The following is a 16,657-nucleotide window of genomic DNA, read 5'->3' as shown; positions in this document are numbered from 1 at the left end:
GACCGCAGAAGCGCTGAACCGGAAAGAGCCGCACACCATGACCTCCACCGCCTCCAACAACTACGGAGCGCTGCGCGCCCAGCTGGCCACCCTCACCACCGAGGCGTTCCGGCCCGAGCTCGCCGAGATCGACCAGCTGCCCACCGAGGAGATCGCCCGGCTGATGAACGGTGAGGACACCACCGTTCCCGCCGCCGTCGCCGGCCAGCTCCCGCAGATCGCCGCCGCCATCGACGCCACCGCCGAGCGGATGGCACGCGGTGGCCGGCTCATCTACGCGGGCGCCGGGACCGCCGGCCGGATGGGCGTACTGGACGCCAGCGAGTGCCCGCCGACCTTCAACACCGACCCGTCCGAGGTGCTGGGTCTGATCGCGGGCGGCCCGTCCGCGATGGTCAAGGCGGTCGAGGGCGCCGAGGACTCCAAGGAGCTGGCGGCGGCCGACCTGGACGCGCTGCACCTCACCGCCGACGACACCGTGGTCGGCGTCTCGGCTTCGGGCCGCACCCCGTACGCGATCGGCGCGGTCGAGCACGCCCGTGCGCTCGGCGCCCTCACCCTCGGCATCTCCTGCAACGCGCAGAGCGCGCTGGGGGACGCCGCCGAGCACGGCATCGAGGTCGTCGTCGGACCCGAGCTGCTCACCGGATCGACCCGGCTCAAGGCGGGCACCGCGCAGAAGCTCGTCCTCAACATGCTCTCGACGATCACCATGATCAGGCTCGGCAAGACGTACGGGAATCTCATGGTCGACGTCCGGGCGTCGAACGAGAAGCTCCGGGCCCGCTCGCGCCGCATCGTCGCCCTCGCGACCGGCGCCGACGACGCCGAGATCGAGAAGGCACTGACCGAGGCCGAGGGCGAGGTGAAGACCGCCATCCTCATCATCCTGGGCACCGTGGACGCCCCCACCGCCACGCACCTTCTCGAAGAGACCGGGGGACATCTGCGCGCCGCGCTCCAGTCCACGGCCCGCAACAGTTGACTCTGGTTCTCCCGCTCCGCTGGAGCGCCACCTGAACCAGAGGCACCACGCACCATGAACACTCCCAGTACGCCAAGCACTCCCGAGAACCCAGACACCCCGGGCACCCCGGTGGACAAGAACCGCGCCACCGCCGCCGCGATCCTGCCGCTCGTGGGCGGGGCGCGGAACGTCACCTCCGCCGTCCACTGCATGACCCGCCTTCGGCTCGGCCTCGCCGACCGCTCGCTCGTACAGGAAGAGGCGCTGAAGGCGCTGCCCGCCGTCATGGGTGTGGTCGACGACGGCACGTACCAGATCGTGCTGGGCCCCGGCGCGGTCGCCCGTGTCACGCCGGAGTTCGAGGCGCTGGTGGCCGAGGGCCGGGTGGCGGCGCCCGAAGCGGAACCGGCCGGGGCGGGCGCCCCCGCCGGCGGGGCCGCCACCGCCACCGCCGATGAACTGGCCGCCCGGGGCGCGGCCATCAAGGCGGCGCGGAAGGCGAAGAACGCGACGCCGTTCAAGCTCTTCCTGCGGAAGATCGCGAACATCTTCGTACCGCTGATCCCCGCCCTCATCGGCTGCGGCATCATCGCCGGCATCAACGGCCTGCTGGTCAACGCGGGCTGGCTGCCCGGCATCACCCCGGCGCTCGCCGCCATCGCGTCCGGCTTCATGGCGCTCATCGCGGTCTTCGTCGGCTACAACACGGCGAAGGAGTTCGGCGGGACGCCCATCCTGGGCGGCGCGGTAGCGGCCATCATCGTCTTCCCGGGCGTGACGAACGTGACCGCCTTCGGCGAGAAGCTCTCCCCCGGCCAGGGCGGTGTCCTCGGCGCACTGGGGGCGGCGGTACTGGCGGTGTACGTCGAGAAGTGGTGCAGGCGCTGGATGCCGCAGTCCCTGGACGTACTCCTCACCCCGACCATCACGGTGCTGGTCTCGGGCCTGGTCACGCTCTTCGGCCTGATGTACGTGGCAGGCGAGGTGTCCGCCGCCATCGGCACCTGCGCGACCTGGCTGCTGGCGAACGGCGGCGCGGGCGCGGGCTTCATCCTCGGCGGACTGTTCCTCCCGCTGGTGATGCTGGGGCTGCACCAGGCGCTGATCCCGATCCACACGACGCTGATCCAGCAGCAGGGTTACACCGTGCTGCTCCCCATCCTGGCCATGGCGGGCGCGGGCCAGGTCGGTTCGGCCATCGCGGTCTATCTGCGCCTCCCGGGGAACAAGTCGATCCGCAAGACGATCAAGTCGGCGCTCCCGGCGGGCTTCCTGGGCGTGGGCGAACCGCTGATCTACGGCGTCTCGCTCCCGCTGGGCCGCCCGTTCATCACTGCCTGCATCGGGGGCGCGTTCGGCGGCGGCTTCGTCGGCCTCTTCAACCAGCTGGGCACCACGGTCGGCTCCACAGCGATCGGCCCCTCGGGCTGGGCGCTGTTCCCGCTGCTCAAGGGCGACCACACACTGACCACATCGATCGCGATCTACGCGGGCGGCCTGCTGGCGGGCTATGTCGCGGGCTTCGTGGCGACGTACTTCTTCGGCTTCAGCAGGACGATGCTGGCGGAGCTCAACGCAGAGGCGGAGGAAGCAGCGAGCGGGTCGGCGGCGGCCCCGGCAGCCACCCCGGCAAGCCCTGGACCGACGGCACCGGAACCCGAGAACGCACCGAGCACGGCCTGATCCGAACGGGGGGTTGCAGCGGGCGGGGGCGACGGGGTTACGGTCGCCCCCCCTTTCGCGTTGTACGAAGCGTGGGCCCGGGGCCGGAGAAGGCCCGCCTCACGCAGTCATCCAGCACCGCCCCGAACGCTGCGGCATCACGGGGGCTGGGGCACTCGCAGACGGGCTCCCACACAGTGAGCGCCGAGCCGAATACGACGTCCGAACAGAGACAGACCGCGATCGATCACCGACGTCAACACCAACGACCGAACCTCACTGGAACAGGTCAAACCCGCCTTGCACTGGTAATATGTCGTGGACGACATACTACGGTCGGCCGCATGATTGATCTGCACGTGATCGAAATTGAGCCGGAGGTACGCAGGTGGCTGGAGCTCTTGCCCATCAAGCACCACCGGAAGGTGGAGGAGTATGCAGAACTGCTCGCCACCATGGGCGTCCGGACTCCCATGCCCTTCGCCCGGCCCCTTCGCAATGGCGTGTACGAGCTGCGCCCCACATTCGACGGTCAAGCCACGAGAGTCACCTACTGGTTCGCGCCCGAGCACCGCATCGTGCTCCTCACCGTCTTCCGCAAGACACGGATACACGAAGAGAACCAAGTGGTCCGCGCCGTAGCCGCCCGTACGACATGCGAGAACGAACACGACCCGGCCCACCTGTCGTACGACCGCAGCGACAAGAACGAGAAAAGCGAGGAGGGAGACGCCTCATGAATCACGCCCGATGGAAGCTCACCCAGGAGCGGAAGCTCACCGAGGGATACGTCGAGTCGCCGGAGGCCGCAGCCGACCGGGCCGAGATCCGGCTCGCGATGGCCTTTGCCAAGGCCGCGTACGACCGGCGCCGGGAACTCGGCCTCTCCCAGACGGAAGTCGCCGAACGCTCCGGGCTCACCCAGGCCAAGATCTCCCGTGTCGAAGGCGCCGACGCCGTACCGACGTTGCCGCTGCTCCGACGGCTCGCCCGCGCGCTGGACGCCTCTCTGAACATCGCGCTGGACGACGACCACGAAGAAGTCGCGTTCGTCGCTCACTCAGCGGCCTGAGGTCCGCAGCCGGGTCCTGACGGGGATGGACGGGTAGTTGCCGGAGCCCCGGCCGGCGTGTCAGTGTCGGGGGACGTAGATGTAGGTGCCCCGCGAGCGGCACCGATGGTTGTGCCGCCGGGGCGGAAGCCACCGCCTCAGTCGGCTGACCGGCCGGGCCACCTGGTGAAGCGCCGCAGCCCCCTTCGGGTGGGCGCGAGAGGCTTGTCCTCGGGGGCGACCGGTCCATGAGCCGGTCCCCGCGCCGGTACCTGAGCTGCGGTCAGGGCCGCAGCCGGGGCGGTGGCCGGCCCCTCCACGTACTGGCTGCCCCGTTCGAGCCGGCTCCGGACGGCCTGGGCCATGACGTGGTGCGACGCTTCCTGCAACAGGCCCTCCGCGGCCAACCGCTCCCACATGTGCAGCAGTTCCTGCCCCCGGGCCCCCACCTGCCCCTCGCCCGACATCCGCTGCCATGCCGCGGTGGCACGGGCCACCTCGGGGGCGGCCCGGTTCAGGTCCGTGCGGCAGCGGATGCGCGCCACGGTCAGCGCGAGGACGGTGGAGGTCGTGTAGTCGCCGCGCAGATAGGCGATGTACGCCTCGATCGCCCTTGCCTCCATGGACAGTTCGTCCTCGGCCCCCCTGCGCAGCGTCAGGTGCTCCCGCAGCGCGCCGGCGACGACGAACGCGGCGTGCAGCTCCTCGCGCTGCGCGTGCTGGATGATCCGCTCGACGCGGGCGAGCGGCGGAAACGCCGCCTCCTCCGCGGCGGTGCGCTCGGGTCCCGGCGGCAGGTCCTCGTCCTCGGCGATGCTCCGGCTGGAGCCGTCGGGGTACACCCGGAGCCGCGCCACCTGCTGCACGCTGCGGTCGATGACGGTCGCCGCGACCGGGGCCCCCAGGGTGCGGGCGAACATGGTGATGGCGTCGAGGATCGCCTCGTTGGGCGGCCGCACGCCGCCCCCCATCTCCACCAGATGGCCGTTGACCACCGTCGACCCGTCCTCAGCCACGTACGCGTCGAGACGGATCAGCGGCGGTGCGGCGAGCTCGGGCAGGTTCCCCTCGTCACGGGGCGTCAGCGAGTGGGACATCTGCTCAGACTCCGGGTCGGACGACGCCGAGGATGGGCATGGAGGCGGCCGGCGCGGTCGTGATCATGCGTCCGGGCCGTGGGGCGTGGACGATCTGTCCGCCTCCGATGTACATGCCCACGTGCGTGGCGTCGTAGTAGATGATCAGGTCGCCGGGGCGCGCGGATGCCAGGCTGACCCGGGTCAGCCCCTGCCACTGCGCCTGCGAGGTACGGGGGATGGGGTGCCCGGCTGCCGCCCACGCCGCGGAGGTGAGTCCCGAGCAGTCGTACGACGAGGGGCCCACCGCGCCCCACACGTACGGCTTACCGATCTGGGCCATGGCGAAGCCGACGGCCTTCCCGGCCGCGCCGCTCACCTTGGTCCCGTTGCCCGAGCCACCTCCGCCGCCCGAACCGGAACCGGGCCACTTGGACTTGGACTCCTCCGCCCGCTGCTTCTCCAACTGGGCCAGCTTGCGGGTGTCCTTCTCCTCCAGGCCCGACTCGATCCGCTCGGCCTCGGTGATCTTCTTCTCGATCTCCTTCTTCGCCCCGGCCTTGTCCTCGCGGGTGCGCGTCAGCTCCCGCAACTCCTTCGCGGCTGCCTCGGTCCGCCCGTCGAGCTCCGCGCGGGCCGACTTCTGGGTCTCGGTGGCGTTGGTGATGCCCAGCATGGCCTGGCGGGTCTGGGCGGCCTCGTTCAGCGCCTGGTCGGGATGGTCACCGAGCAGCAACTGGATGCCTGTGGAGGCGAGATAGCCCCCGCGGTACTGCGTCCGGGCCGCCGCACCCACGAGGTCGCGCAGGTCGTTCACCCGGCCCTCGGCGCGGGCGAGTTCCGTCTGCAACGACGCCAGCCGCTTCGTCTGCCTGGTCGCCTTCACGTTGGCGGCGTCGTACGCCTCGGTGGCCACTTCCGCCTGGCGGTAGAGGCCGTCCAGTTCGGTACGGATTCGCTCGATCGATGAGTCGTTGCCTGGCCCGGGGTCGTTCGGAGCCGCGTAACTCGGCCCGGGTATCAGGGCGATCGCGCAGACAAGGGCTGCCACGGTGGCCCGGCCTCGCAGCCGTCCGCCGGTCGACACATTCATCGGTGCCACTTTCAGAGGTCACGTGCGGGAGCTCGGACGGACGACCTGCCCTCGCAGCCGCCACCACCAGGCATACGGAGATCTATCTTCAACGTATGAACACACTACCCTCACCCGAACAGCCGATCCCAGCGTCCCCGCGTGTGTCTACGTCCCCGTAAGCAACTCGCCATCTCCCGTATTAATTCCTGACGGAGCCTCGCCAACAGCCATCCCCTCCCGCCCGCGCGATCACGGATGCTTCTCCGACAGACTTCGCCGGGCGGAACACCCATCGGGACTGCCCAATTCACGCCAGGCAGCGACGAGACAGGCGCGGGCTTCCATACCGCATCGCGATCACTGCCGTACGCATTCCGGTTTCGCGGCAACTCGGCGCCTGGATCCTGGACCGTCTGCCGGACCAGCAGCAACCGTCGAGCCCCGCAGCGGAACCCAGAATGCCGCCGCGGGGCTCCCGCGTATCACGGCAACCGCCCCGCCCGGTTCAGCTCAGCGACCCGGGCCCGCAGCACCTCACCCGGCAGCGCCGGATCAATCGCGTCCGGCGGACAGCCCCACTCGCGACCCCCGCCCGGCGGCCGCAGTTGTACGTTGCCGCCCTCCCGCGCCATGACCTGCCCGACCCGACCGCTGCGGGAGTCGATGACGTACTCGGCCGCCCCGCTCATGACCGCGCCTTCTGGAGTACGGCGGCCAGCCGCAGCGCCGTGTCCAGATTGCACCGGCCGAGATCCACCAGCGCGATCGCTCCTCGGTGCAGAACTCCGCTTCGCCCGCGAGAAGGCGGGCCTCAGCCAGGAGGAGCTGGACGCCCCGCTCTTCGTCAGCGGCTCGTTCATCGGCCAACTGAAGGCCGGCACCCGGCGAGTGGACACGCGGCGCTCAACGGGTCCCTGAGGCTGATGTCCTTCGAGAACGCACCCCCGCTGGCCTACTTCGAAGGCCCGGGGGCAGGCCAGTTGCTCGATGACCCGGCAACCGTCGCCCGACACGCACTGACCTACGATCTCGTGGCGGCCAGCGCATTGTCACCACAAGAATCCCTGGCCCTGATCGAATCAGTGGCGCAGGATTACGAGCATGACGAGGACCGTTGATTGCGACCTGTCCACAGCCACCTGGCAGAAGTCCAGTTATAGCGACGGCAGCGGCGGCGACTGCCTAGAAGTAGCCCACGACTTACCCGGCGCAGCCACTTGGCGTAAGTCCACCCATAGCGGCGGAGACGGCGGCAACTGCCTCGAAGTAGCCGACCATTTCCCCGGCATCGTCCCCGTCCGCGACTCCAAGAACCCCGGCGGCCCGGCACTCGTGTTCCGGGCCTCCGCCTGGGCCGCGTTCGTAACGAACCTCACGAACCCCTGATCCCACTGTCCCCCGGAGGAAACGTCATGGCAGCCGAACCGTTCGCGGTGGGCATCAGCGTGCGCGGGTACGAGACCGACTCGCAGGGCCACCTCAACCAGAGCGTCTACCTCCAGTACGCCGAGCACGCCCGGTGGTCGCTGCTCCGACACGGTGGCATTCAGCAGAGCGACCTGCTCGACAAGGGCGTCGGGCCCGTGACGCTGGAGACCACCATCCGCTACCGGCGTGAACTCCGCGCGGGCGACGACGTGGAGGTGACCTGTGCCTTCGTGTTCGGCGAGGGGAAGACGTTCCGGATCGAGCAGGTCATCCAGAAGGCGGACGGAACCGTGGCGGCCGAAGTGACCGCCACGTCCGGGCTGATGGACCTGACCGCGCGCAAGCTCGTGGAGAACCCACGCGAGTACTTCCTGTCCCTCGCCACCGCCCCCGCCGCCTTCGGCCTATGACCCGCCGAGGCGGCCGTCCTCGTAGAAGTAGCGGCCGGGCTCCCCATGAATGCCAGGCGGCGGAGTACGTGGGCCTGGTCGGCCTCGACGACGCCGTTCGGCGCACGCCCCGGACTGCGGGCCCGACGACCTTCCGATACGCAAGAACGGCCGGGAGGGAGCCGTTACTGCTCAGCGATGCCCTCGAAGGCGACAACGCGGTCAATGGTGGCCCGGACCAGATACTCCCCGGGCACCGAGTTGCGCTCGCCGTACGCATGGGCCAGTTCGTCGCCCATGTAGCGGGCGCCGATCCGGGTCGCCCAGGCCCGCAGGCCGGGATCGTCCTGGGCGAGGCGGGCGGTGCACTCCAGCATCACGTATCCGTAGGGCGGGACCTGATCGTCCACACACAGCGCGAAGTGCGGGTCGCGCAGCAGGGCCTTGGCCTTGACCGAGGCGTGCCAGGTGGTGAACACGATGTCCGGGCGGCTCCCGGCGCCGCTGTCGTCCAGCAGGAACCACACCGGGGTGACATGCGCCCGGCCGTTCTTGCGCTGGGTCGCCAGCTTCGCGGTGCGCGTGCCCGACAGGACGAACGCCTCCCACTGGCCGTCTGGCATGGGCTTCATAGGGTGCGGTCTCCTTGCGAAGAGGTAAGAACGGAACAGGCCGGCGGGAAGCGTACTCCCGTCGGCCTGACCGAATCAGCTACCGGATCAGCTACCGAAATCAGCTACCGGACCACCTGCCGGATCAGCTGCTGAGCGGGAAGAAGTCGATCAGCATCATGTCGCGTACGCCGGTGGTGGCACCTGCGGCGGGTGTCACCGCGGAGACGCCGTGGAAGACCCGGCGGTCGTCGATGACGATGGACTCGAAGGGCTCCAGCAGCAGCGTGTTGAAGACCGGCACCCGCTCGCGGTCGTACAGCTGCGATTCACCGCCGGTGACATCAAGACGGTTGATGAGGATCTGGGCGACATAGTGGTGCCCGTCCTCGTGGATGCCCTCGGGGGCGGGCGGCCACGCCTCGTCGCGGCGGGCGGTGATACGTATCTGGTGGACGCCGATGCCGGCGGTCGCCGGGTCGAACGGTCCGGGCAGCACCTCCAGGAAGGCGGAGACCAGCGACTGGAGGACCGGTGAGGCGGCGATGTCGGCGCGCATCGGCTCGAAGTGCCGCTGCACACCGCCGAACAGGGCGTTCACCTCGGCTGACTGCTCGAAAGCGGTGACGGCGGCGGGCACGATCCGGTCACCGTCGAGCCGGAACTGGCTGTAGCGCCGTCGGCGGAAGGTCGCACCGCCCTCCAGATAGGCGTCGACCGGCATATCCTCCCAGGACGCGGTGAACTCCTTCACCTGCCAGGCCGCGTGCGCGCTCAGCGCGCGCGTCAGGAGTTCCGGCGAAGAGTGACGGAACGGTGTGGTCGTGGTGGTTGCGGGCATGGAACTCTCTCCTCTTCGATACTGACGTACGTACGGGTGCGGGACAGAGGGAACTCAGGCGTGCGCTGCTGCGCTCTGCAACCGCCGCGTGCCGTCGGGCTCCTGGGGCCCGGATGCCGGCACGGCGGAGACCCGGAACGCCGCCGCGGTGGCGATCAGCGTCTGCTCCACCTCCCGGCTGGACGTGCCGCGGAAGCGGAACCGGCCGCCGACGTGCTCGTAGTACGCGTCCGCGAGCGGCAGGATGTCGCCGACCCGCAGCAGGGCCTCGGCATAAGGGCCAGGCGTTCGGTCGGTCATCGAGGTGACCTCGGTGATGCGGCAGGGCCGCTCCTCCGGGGCCGGGATCAGCAGATAGCCGCCGACCTCGCCGCCCTCGCGCAGCGGCCCGTCCGGCACCGCCCGCCCCAGCTGGAGCTGGAACGCGGCGTCCATCAGGTCGTAGCCGTGGATCTCGCGCCAGACGAAGGGGATCTCCGCCCCGCCGACCCGGGCGCCGACTTCGAGGAAGCTGCACCGGGGCGGGCCGTCCGACGATTCGACGAACACTTCGAGATGGAAGACCAGCGGCTCGTCCGAGAGCGCCCGCAGATACTCCGCGGCGCTCTGCCCGATGGCCCGGTTGATCTCCTCGTCGTCCTCCTCCACCGACCCCAGGAAGTCACCGGTCCTGAAGCCCAGGCAGGTGTTGACATAGCGGGAGGCCCGCCAGTGCTGGATATCGCTGCCGGTGAAGACACCGTCGACGTGGTAGATCTGCCCGGAGTTGAAGCCCTGCACCATCATCGGTGTGTCGGTCAGCCGCACGGCCGGCACGTCATCGGGGCCGTCCAGCCGCACGACGCCCTCGCTCGAACTGCCCATCACCGGCTTGACGATGACCGGCCAGCCCTGGGTGCGGCCGAACTCCAGGACGACCGAACCGTCGACGGCCAGGGCGAACTCCGGCAGCTCAAGACCGGCGGCCGCGACGGCGGACGCCATCAGGTACTTGTCCCGGAAGTGCGCCAGCTGCTTGACCCGCTGGCCGGGGACGTCCCACTCCTCGCGCAGCTGCGCCGCGATCAGGAGATCGTCCTCCTTGAGCGCCACGATCCGGTCGGGCCTGCCGTGACGCACGGCGAGCACCCGCAGGGCGGCGCGCACCTCCTCCAGGTCGTCCGTCGCGGTGACGACGGTGACGTCGCCCGCAGCCGCGGGCACGGAGGGCCGGCCCACCTCGGTGGTGATGTAGGAGACCTGGTGGGTCTCGTGGTCCAGATAGTCGGCGTAGCGGGCGTAGCTCTCCCGCCAGCGGTTGATGACGACGATGTGCGGACGCGGGGCACTGGTTCCGTTCATGGGGTCACGCCTTCTGCTCGGAGAGCTCGTACATTCCGTCGCCGTCGAGGTAGTGGAGGGTGTTGGTGTCCCTGCGTACGACTTCCTCCGCCTCGTGGAACAGCCGCACGAAGCCCACGTACGTGCTGTCGTTGGTGGTGGGCACGACCTGTCCGCCCACCGGCACGAACTGGGACAGGTCGTGGAAACTCTCCAGCTCCTGCACGGCCTTGAGGTGCCGCAGCGAGCGCAGGGTGCCGGAGGTGCCGGAGACCAGCCCGACCGAGGAGAAGTACCGGTCGATGTGGTACTCGTCGTCGCACCGCTCGTGGAAGCGCTCGGGCCGTACGTACGCCTCGGCGGTCCAGTCGAACGGTGACTCGCCCGTGGCGACCTGGACGTAGTGCGGGAGATCGCCGCCGCAGATCCGGGCGCCCATCTCGATGAGGACCGGTCCGGTGGCGGTCATCTTGATCTCGATGTGGGACGGGCCGTGCCGCACCCCGAGCGCGTCCAGTACCTCGAAGGCGTACGCGACGAGCTGGTCCTGGACCTCGCCCCGGCGGGGCAGCAGGAAGACCGAGTTGCTGATGTCGTGGACGCCGTTCACGGAGATCCGGGTGGTGCCCATGACATCGGTGACATGGTGGCGGCCGTCCCGGCTGACGGTGTTGACCATGTACTCCCCGCCGAAGAGGTGTTCCTGCGCCACCACCCCTTCGTTGCGCTCGGAGAACAGGTTCTCCGAGCCGACCAGCTCGCGGAACGCGGCCACGCTCTCCTCGGGCGTCGCACAGAACCTGACACCGTCGTTGCCCGCGCTCTTGAGCGGCTTGATCACCGCACGGGTGCCCAGTTCCTCGTGCCAGCGGCGGAGTTCGTCCTCACTGCGGGCCAGGAGCTGACGGGCGCCGCGCACTCCGGCGGCCTTGACCGTCTCGATCATCGTGAACTTGTCCCGGCGGGCGGCGCTCAGGGCGGTCCCGTTGCTGGGCAGGCCCATCGCCTCACTCAGCCGGTCGGCGAACTCGACGCCGAACTCACTGCCCGAGAAGACGGCCACGGGCTCGTAGACACCGGCCGCGCGCACCGTTTCGGCAAGGTCTCCGGTGTGGATGATGTTGTCCGCGTAGAGCGTCAGGTCGAGCGAGCCCGCGAAGGCCTCCGGGACCTGAGGGGTGCTCTGGACCCGTACACACTCGTACCCCGCCTTGCTGAACTCCGGGGGGAAGAACCGAGCGGGTGCGAAGGCGTCGACGATGACGACGTAACCCTTGGTGTTCACAAGTCTCTCCAACAGCTTGTCTACGGAACGCCGGACAGATGCAGGTAGGCGGCGTGTCGAGCGGGTCTGTCATGCAGCCGTGTCGGCAAGGGCGGGGGCGACCTCGCCGTCCCGTACGGCGCTCCTGGCCAGGTAGGTGCTGCGGGCCAGGCCGAGCAGGGCGAGCCCGGCGCTCGCAAGGCCGATGACGGTGAAGGCCCAGACGGGGCTCCGGGCGTCCAGGACCGCACCGGACAGCGGGGCGCCGACGCTGTTGCCCAGCGTCATCGCGGCGCTGTAGACGCCCATCACGAGCCCCCGGGCGCCGGCCGGGGCAAGTGCGCTGGCAGCTGCGCCCGTTGACGCGAACGAGGGTGAGCACAGGCCGGCGGGCAGCACCATGGCGAGGCAGAGCAGCCGCCAGTCACTCGTGGCGAACCCACCGATGAGCGTGGTGAGCCCCACCAGTGCAGCCAGGCCGGCCGCCGGAAGCGGCGGCTTCTTCAGCATGCCGAACGTGAGTGCTCCGAGCAGCGAGCAGAAGCCGCAGACGGTCAGGACAAGACCGGACCAGGCGACCTGCCCCGACTCACGCAACCCGCCCACGATCGCGGTCTCGTAGCCCGATGTGGCCAGTGTGGTGGCCGTGGTCGCGGCGAGCACGGGGATCAGCCCGCCCTTGAGCCAGTCGCGCACCGGAACCTTCGGCGGCTTGCCGTCCGCCGTCTTCGTCGCGTCGCGCACCTGGGGGTTGAGCAGCCACAGGCCCACTCCCGCGATGGCGACGACCAGACCGAGGCCCCGCATCGAGACATTGCTGGAGATGGACGTCGCGATGGTCACGCCCAGGGCCGGGCCCACCATGTAGGAGATGTTGGACGTCATGGCGTCCAGGGCGAAGGCGGTGTGCCTGAGCTCCTCCGGAACCGCGACGGCGAGCCTGAGGCGCACGATCGAGAAGCCCGGGAGATTCAGCAGTCCGGACACCACCGCACCGGCCATGAGCAGGCCGTACGGCATGCTCGGCCCGAGGCCCCAGAAGAGCAGCTGCCCCACCAGGCACACAGCGAGTACCGGTCGTGCGCCGTACCTGTCCATCATCCGGCCCTGGATCGGGCCGCCGACCGCTACGCCCACGGTCCACACCGCGATCACCAGTCCCGCGGCGCCGAATCCGCGGTGCAGTCCGAAGACGACAGCCAGGTTCATGACCACGGGGATCGCCACGACAGCGATCTTCGAGAAGAACCCCAGCAGCATGAGCAGGGCGATCCCCGGCTGGGCGAGAACCTGCCGATAGGTTCCGGTACGCATGTCAGGTGTCCAATTCCGTCGTATGGGCTTCCGCGGCACCGACCGCCACCGCGATCTGCTCCAGGAAGGAGCGCTCAGTGAACCGGTGCCGCTGCCAGAGCGATTCGAGCCTGGCGGGCAGTGCCGCCCGAGCGTCGAGCTCGCAGGTGATGATCATGTTGGGGTGCTCGACGCCGTCGATCGTGAGCGTCTGGGTCCTGACGACATCGAGTTCGCGCCGGGCGTCCTCGACGAACTGCGGGCTCAGTTCACGTACCGGAAACTGAAGAGCCACCCGCTTGAGATCCCGGCCGTGGTCCGTACCAATAGGCCAGGTACCGTCCAAAATGGACACGAGGCAGTCGTAGGTGTTGAAATCCGTGGCCGCTATGCAGGGGGTAGTCGTTCCGGTTACCCGCGGATTGATTTCGAGGATCCGGTACACGCCGTCCTCGTAAATCATGTCGAGTCCGACAGCACCCTGGAGATTGAGGACCCGGCCGAGCCGCTGCAGCTTGACGGCGATGGGGGCGAAGGCCCGGTCGGCGGCTTCGCGGGGCGCCACCGAGCGCAGGCGGCCGAAATTGAATACAGGACCTTCTTCGGCCGGGCCCTGCCACACTACGGGGTGGACCACGTACTCCCCGTATGCGCCGACTACTTCAACGGAACAGATCTCACCGGAGACACAGCGCTCCAGGATGAAGTTTCCGTCGTGAGGCTCCGCCAGGTGGCGTTCGAGCGCCGCCTCGTCGGGGATGACCACCATGCCGGCGCCCATGCAGTCCCAGAGCGGCTTGCTCAGCACGGGAAAGCCCATGTCGGAGACCTGCAGGAGGATCGAGTCGACGTAAGCCGGGATCAGCAGCCCGCGGCCGGCCAGGACGTCGCTGTCGACGAGCACACCGGGCGGGGTGTCAAAACCCTGCTCGATGAGCATGCGTTTGGTCTCCCATTTGTTCGCCGTCAGCCCCGTGGCGAACACACTGTGCATGACCATCGGAATTCCGAGAGGTTCGAGCCTGCGCTTCACCACCGCGTCGCGCAGGGCGTTCTCGTCGGCTATGGAAAGCGAGATGACACCATCCGCCGACCAGTCGATGACCTTTTTGGCGAGATCGTCGGCCGATATATCGACCGGCACCTTCTCGGAGGTTCCCGGGAATTCATCCGGTCCGCACTCGCCGTCGGTGTAGAAGAGCCTGGCCTCGATGCCGTCCCGCTCGAACCTCTCCGACAGGTTCTGCAGAAAAGGCTTTGTCTGCTGGATTTCGATAGAACGCAAGAATGCGATTCGACGCATGCTGAGTCACCCTTCCGGGGAGCTTCGGCCGTGAACTCGGCCGTGCTGTGAGCGCGATATGAAGACCTTGACAGCCGCAACGACCGCCGTGGGGGGATACTCGGTGTCCTAAGCTGGCCAGACCGGAAGAGGTTCTCGACAAATGGGGCATTCAAGGATGCAATGGGGCGGCGAAATGTCCCTGCTTGAGAACAACTCACTGTCCGTCTACGAATGGGCCCTGCGGAATGGCACGCTCCGCGCCGGGAGCGCGGCTGCGGCCGATCTGGGCCTGACCCCGGAGGAGTTGGCGCAGGCGCGGGCCGACCTGCTGGACCTGGGGCTGCTCCTGCCGGCCGGTGACGGCACGGGGGAGATTCCGGCCGACCCGGCGATCGCCGAGATGATGGTCAGCGCCCCGCTAGAACAGGAGATAGAGCAGCGGCAGCAGGCCCTGATCCGCGTCCATGAGCAACTGCGCCCGCTGTCACCCCTCTTCGCGGAGCACACGCTCACGGGGCGGCAGGGCGAGGGGATACGTTCCTTCGACGAACCCGCGGCTGTACAGCGAGAGTTGTCGATGATGACCCGGCTGTGCAGCGAGGAGATGGTCTCCATCCAGCCAGGCGGTGGCCGGAATCCGGACACTCTGCGGGGCATCGTGCAGGAGAGCCTGTCGATGCTGGAACGCGGGGTGCGGCTGCGCACCCTCTACCAGCACACGGCCCGGGCGAGCCTCACGACCAGGGCCTATGTACGGGAGGTGTCGGCGGCGGGGGCCCAGATACGCACCACGGCCGAGGTGTTCGACCGGATGATCATTTTCGACCGCGAAACAGCCTTCGTACCGCAGCCGCGTACCGACGGCCGGCCGCATGGCGCTTCGCTGGTCACCGACCCGACCGTCGTGGGCTTCCTGTTCCGGATGTTCGAGAGCATCTGGGAATCGGGCCAGCCCTTTGAAACACAGCAGGCGGAGTACCAGCAGACCGCCGAGCAGCTGCGGATATCGATCCTCCGGCTGATGGCGGCGGGCCTCAAGGACGAGGTCATCGCGAAGCGCCTGGGCATGGCGACGCGTACGTGTCGGAGGTATGTCAAGGATATTACGGATGAACTGGGAGCGGCGAGCCGATTCCAAGCGGGCTATATGGTTTGGAAATTGGGGCTTCCGCTGGAGCCGGAACGCGGAGAGTGACCGTCAGGAGGGTCCGTTGAGGGCCGCGCCCGGTCATCCGGCAATGCGTCGGCCTGCCGGGCGAACCACCACTTCTGCACCGGACGATCGGCTAGACTCCACTCGTTTCAGTGGACGACGTCCCTATAAATGGAGTTGGCTATGTGCGCAGCAAAGCCAGTGGCACTCGTTCCCAGTGCGAAAGCCCGCACGGCGTATGTCGAACTCCTCCGCGGCGAGACCCGCGCACAGTCGCAGCAGGAACGTTCCCCCGCACTGGGCGGGAACCACTCCCCCGACCGCGAGACCATCCAGGAGCTGATCCGGATGGGGATGGTGAGCGAGGACGCCTCGTCGCCCGCTCAGGTGTCCCCGGTGGACCCCGGCATCGTTGAGGCGCGGCTCGGCAGCCTGCTGCGTTCGTCGGCACTGACCATGCTGGAAGAGGCGCGCTCCCTGACGGACCTGCTCCGTCCACTGATCGGCGAGGCACGCAGCGCGTCGGCGCACGGCGGGGAGCCCATCGTCCGGATCGAGGGCAAGGCGGCGATCAGCGCCATCGTCGGCGAGACCGTGCAGCAGGCCGCCAAGGAGCTGCTGACGGCGCAGCCCGGGGGCGGCAGACCCCGGGCCACGCTCGCCACGATCCGCGAGCAGACCGGCGCACTGCTCGACCGCGGTGTCGAGATACGGACGCTGTACCAGCACACCGCCTGGCACGACGGCCCCACCCGGGAGTACGTCTCCGAGGTGACAGCGCTCGGGGCGCAGGTACGCACGCTGGACGAGTTCTTCGACCGGCTCATCATCGTGGACCGGAAGCTGGCGTTCATCCCGGCGGACACCGAACGTGAACGGGCTGTCATCATCCGCGAGGCAGCCGTCGTCCGCTTCCTCGTCGAAGTCTTCGAGCGCAACTGGCAGCGCGCCAAGACGTTCCAGGGCTCCCGCACCCCGAACGAGTCGGTCGACATCAGCGCCGGGTTGCGGGAGACGATCATCCGCTGCCTGATCCACGGGGACAGCGACAGCAAGATCGCGAAGCGGATCGGGCTCAGCACCCGCGCCTACTCCTCCCATCTGGCCAAACTCAAGGCCGAGTTCAAGGCAGAGAGCAGATTCCAGCTCGGCTATCTGCTGGGCCAGCTCGCGGCGGAGGAAGCGGCCTCCGGAGCGAACGAGGCGGTCCCCGGCGCCGGGGGGTTCTGACCCCCCGGCACC

17 protein-coding genes and 1 pseudogene are annotated in these 16,657 nt (G+C 68.7%); 9 read left to right on the top strand and 9 right to left on the bottom strand.

All coding sequences use genetic code 11. The features are described from left to right. The first annotated feature begins 37 nt into the window (after positions 1-37). The 4 genes from murQ (at position 38) to OG452_RS19435 (ending at position 3,701) form a co-directional block, all read left to right on the top strand. Positions 38-985, top strand: coding sequence for an N-acetylmuramic acid 6-phosphate etherase (murQ, locus tag OG452_RS19450; RefSeq protein WP_327296845.1), 948 nt, complete (start codon positions 38-40; stop codon positions 983-985). A 54-nt stretch (positions 986-1,039) separates the two neighbouring features. Continuing rightward, positions 1,040-2,650 (top strand): PTS transporter subunit EIIC, encoded by a 1,611-nt coding sequence (locus OG452_RS19445; RefSeq protein ID WP_327296844.1) that lies wholly within the window; start codon positions 1,040-1,042, stop codon positions 2,648-2,650. Between the two features lie 323 nt (positions 2,651-2,973). After that, complete coding sequence (locus OG452_RS19440) at positions 2,974-3,369, top strand: type II toxin-antitoxin system RelE/ParE family toxin (RefSeq protein ID WP_327296843.1); 396 nt, start codon at positions 2,974-2,976, stop codon at positions 3,367-3,369. Next, on the top strand, positions 3,366-3,701 hold the full coding sequence (locus OG452_RS19435; protein WP_327296842.1) for a helix-turn-helix domain-containing protein: 336 nt from the start codon (positions 3,366-3,368) through the stop codon (positions 3,699-3,701). Before OG452_RS19440 ends, OG452_RS19435 begins: the two co-directional genes overlap by 4 nt. A 137-nt stretch (positions 3,702-3,838) precedes the next feature. Here OG452_RS19435 and OG452_RS19430 read toward each other — a convergent pair whose 3' ends face one another. From OG452_RS19430 to OG452_RS19420, 3 genes are all read right to left on the bottom strand, one after another. Beyond that, on the bottom strand, positions 3,839-4,777 hold the full coding sequence (locus OG452_RS19430; protein WP_327296841.1) for a hypothetical protein: 939 nt from the start codon (positions 4,775-4,777) through the stop codon (positions 3,839-3,841). Positions 4,778-4,781: 4 nt separating this feature from the next. Continuing rightward, entirely contained in the window at positions 4,782-5,849 is a 1,068-nt protein-coding gene (locus OG452_RS19425) for a C40 family peptidase (RefSeq protein ID WP_327296840.1), read from the bottom strand. A gap of 464 nt (positions 5,850-6,313) precedes the next feature. Next, on the bottom strand, positions 6,314-6,520 hold the full coding sequence (locus OG452_RS19420) for a hypothetical protein (protein ID WP_327296839.1): 207 nt from the start codon (positions 6,518-6,520) through the stop codon (positions 6,314-6,316). 195 nt (positions 6,521-6,715) lie between these two features. Here OG452_RS19420 and OG452_RS19415 point away from each other — a divergent pair. The 3 genes and pseudogenes from OG452_RS19415 to OG452_RS19405 form a co-directional block, all read left to right on the top strand. After that, positions 6,716-6,949: pseudogene (locus tag OG452_RS19415) on the top strand (Scr1 family TA system antitoxin-like transcriptional regulator); the annotation flags it as partial. Continuing rightward, positions 6,933-7,217, top strand: coding sequence for a DUF397 domain-containing protein (locus OG452_RS19410; RefSeq protein WP_327296838.1), 285 nt, complete (start codon positions 6,933-6,935; stop codon positions 7,215-7,217). The pseudogene OG452_RS19415 and the gene OG452_RS19410, both read left to right, overlap by 17 nt. A gap of 26 nt (positions 7,218-7,243) precedes the next feature. Then, positions 7,244-7,669, top strand: coding sequence for an acyl-CoA thioesterase (locus tag OG452_RS19405; RefSeq protein ID WP_327296837.1), 426 nt, complete (start codon positions 7,244-7,246; stop codon positions 7,667-7,669). A 164-nt stretch (positions 7,670-7,833) separates the two neighbouring features. On the opposite strand, the gene OG452_RS19400 is transcribed toward OG452_RS19405, so the two are convergent. The 6 genes from OG452_RS19400 to OG452_RS19375 all read right to left on the bottom strand — a co-directional run bounded on the left by OG452_RS19400 (position 7,834) and on the right by OG452_RS19375 (position 14,280). Beyond that, positions 7,834-8,280 carry a PPOX class F420-dependent oxidoreductase gene (locus tag OG452_RS19400; RefSeq protein ID WP_405561733.1) on the bottom strand — a complete coding sequence of 149 codons (447 nt, stop codon included), beginning with the start codon at positions 8,278-8,280 and terminating at the stop codon, positions 7,834-7,836. Between the two features lie 124 nt (positions 8,281-8,404). Beyond that, complete coding sequence (locus OG452_RS19395) at positions 8,405-9,100, bottom strand: 2OG-Fe dioxygenase family protein (RefSeq protein ID WP_327296836.1); 696 nt, start codon at positions 9,098-9,100, stop codon at positions 8,405-8,407. Between the two features lie 54 nt (positions 9,101-9,154). After that, on the bottom strand, positions 9,155-10,441 hold the full coding sequence (locus tag OG452_RS19390; RefSeq protein ID WP_327296835.1) for an ATP-grasp domain-containing protein: 1,287 nt from the start codon (positions 10,439-10,441) through the stop codon (positions 9,155-9,157). A gap of 4 nt (positions 10,442-10,445) precedes the next feature. Further along, positions 10,446-11,705: an ATP-grasp domain-containing protein gene (locus OG452_RS19385; RefSeq protein ID WP_327296834.1), complete on the bottom strand. Its 1,260-nt coding sequence runs from the start codon at positions 11,703-11,705 to the stop codon at positions 10,446-10,448. 69 nt (positions 11,706-11,774) lie between these two features. Next, positions 11,775-12,998 (bottom strand): MFS transporter, encoded by a 1,224-nt coding sequence (locus OG452_RS19380; RefSeq protein ID WP_327296833.1) that lies wholly within the window; start codon positions 12,996-12,998, stop codon positions 11,775-11,777. A 1-nt stretch (position 12,999) separates the two neighbouring features. Further along, the gene (locus OG452_RS19375) at positions 13,000-14,280 is read right to left on the bottom strand and encodes an ATP-grasp domain-containing protein (RefSeq protein WP_327296832.1); all 1,281 of its coding nucleotides are present in this window, start codon (positions 14,278-14,280) and stop codon (positions 13,000-13,002) included. 175 nt (positions 14,281-14,455) lie between these two features. On the opposite strand from OG452_RS19375, the gene OG452_RS19370 reads away from it, so the two are divergent. Continuing rightward, positions 14,456-15,457, top strand: a complete 1,002-nt coding sequence (locus OG452_RS19370; protein ID WP_327296831.1) for a LuxR C-terminal-related transcriptional regulator — start codon at positions 14,456-14,458, stop codon at positions 15,455-15,457. A gap of 141 nt (positions 15,458-15,598) precedes the next feature. After that, positions 15,599-16,645, top strand: a complete 1,047-nt coding sequence (locus tag OG452_RS19365; protein WP_327296830.1) for a LuxR family transcriptional regulator — start codon at positions 15,599-15,601, stop codon at positions 16,643-16,645. The last annotated feature ends 12 nt before the right edge of the window (positions 16,646-16,657 follow it).

Source organism: Streptomyces sp. NBC_01197 (assembly GCF_036010505.1).
Classification (GTDB): Bacteria; Actinomycetota; Actinomycetes; order Streptomycetales; family Streptomycetaceae; genus Streptomyces.
This window is presented reverse-complemented; position numbering and strand designations above follow the sequence as displayed.

What these genes read in the sequence shown, in the direction of transcription:
- murQ (WP_327296845.1), top strand. Translation starts at nt 38, where the DNA reads ATGACCTCCACCGCCTCCAACAACTACGGAGCGCTGCGCGCCCAGCTG.
- OG452_RS19445 (WP_327296844.1), top strand. Translation starts at nt 1,040, where the DNA reads ATGAACACTCCCAGTACGCCAAGCACTCCCGAGAACCCAGACACCCCG.
- OG452_RS19440 (WP_327296843.1), top strand. Translation starts at nt 2,974, where the DNA reads ATGATTGATCTGCACGTGATCGAAATTGAGCCGGAGGTACGCAGGTGG.
- OG452_RS19435 (WP_327296842.1), top strand. Translation starts at nt 3,366, where the DNA reads ATGAATCACGCCCGATGGAAGCTCACCCAGGAGCGGAAGCTCACCGAG.
- OG452_RS19430 (WP_327296841.1), bottom strand. Translation starts at nt 4,777, where the DNA reads ATGTCCCACTCGCTGACGCCCCGTGACGAGGGGAACCTGCCCGAGCTC.
- OG452_RS19425 (WP_327296840.1), bottom strand. Translation starts at nt 5,849, where the DNA reads ATGAATGTGTCGACCGGCGGACGGCTGCGAGGCCGGGCCACCGTGGCA.
- OG452_RS19420 (WP_327296839.1), bottom strand. Translation starts at nt 6,520, where the DNA reads ATGAGCGGGGCGGCCGAGTACGTCATCGACTCCCGCAGCGGTCGGGTC.
- OG452_RS19410 (WP_327296838.1), top strand. Translation starts at nt 6,933, where the DNA reads ATGACGAGGACCGTTGATTGCGACCTGTCCACAGCCACCTGGCAGAAG.
- OG452_RS19405 (WP_327296837.1), top strand. Translation starts at nt 7,244, where the DNA reads ATGGCAGCCGAACCGTTCGCGGTGGGCATCAGCGTGCGCGGGTACGAG.
- OG452_RS19400 (WP_405561733.1), bottom strand. Translation starts at nt 8,280, where the DNA reads ATGAAGCCCATGCCAGACGGCCAGTGGGAGGCGTTCGTCCTGTCGGGC.
- OG452_RS19395 (WP_327296836.1), bottom strand. Translation starts at nt 9,100, where the DNA reads ATGCCCGCAACCACCACGACCACACCGTTCCGTCACTCTTCGCCGGAA.
- OG452_RS19390 (WP_327296835.1), bottom strand. Translation starts at nt 10,441, where the DNA reads ATGAACGGAACCAGTGCCCCGCGTCCGCACATCGTCGTCATCAACCGC.
- OG452_RS19380 (WP_327296833.1), bottom strand. Translation starts at nt 12,998, where the DNA reads ATGCGTACCGGAACCTATCGGCAGGTTCTCGCCCAGCCGGGGATCGCC.
- OG452_RS19375 (WP_327296832.1), bottom strand. Translation starts at nt 14,280, where the DNA reads ATGCGTCGAATCGCATTCTTGCGTTCTATCGAAATCCAGCAGACAAAG.
- OG452_RS19370 (WP_327296831.1), top strand. Translation starts at nt 14,456, where the DNA reads ATGTCCCTGCTTGAGAACAACTCACTGTCCGTCTACGAATGGGCCCTG.
- OG452_RS19365 (WP_327296830.1), top strand. Translation starts at nt 15,599, where the DNA reads ATGTGCGCAGCAAAGCCAGTGGCACTCGTTCCCAGTGCGAAAGCCCGC.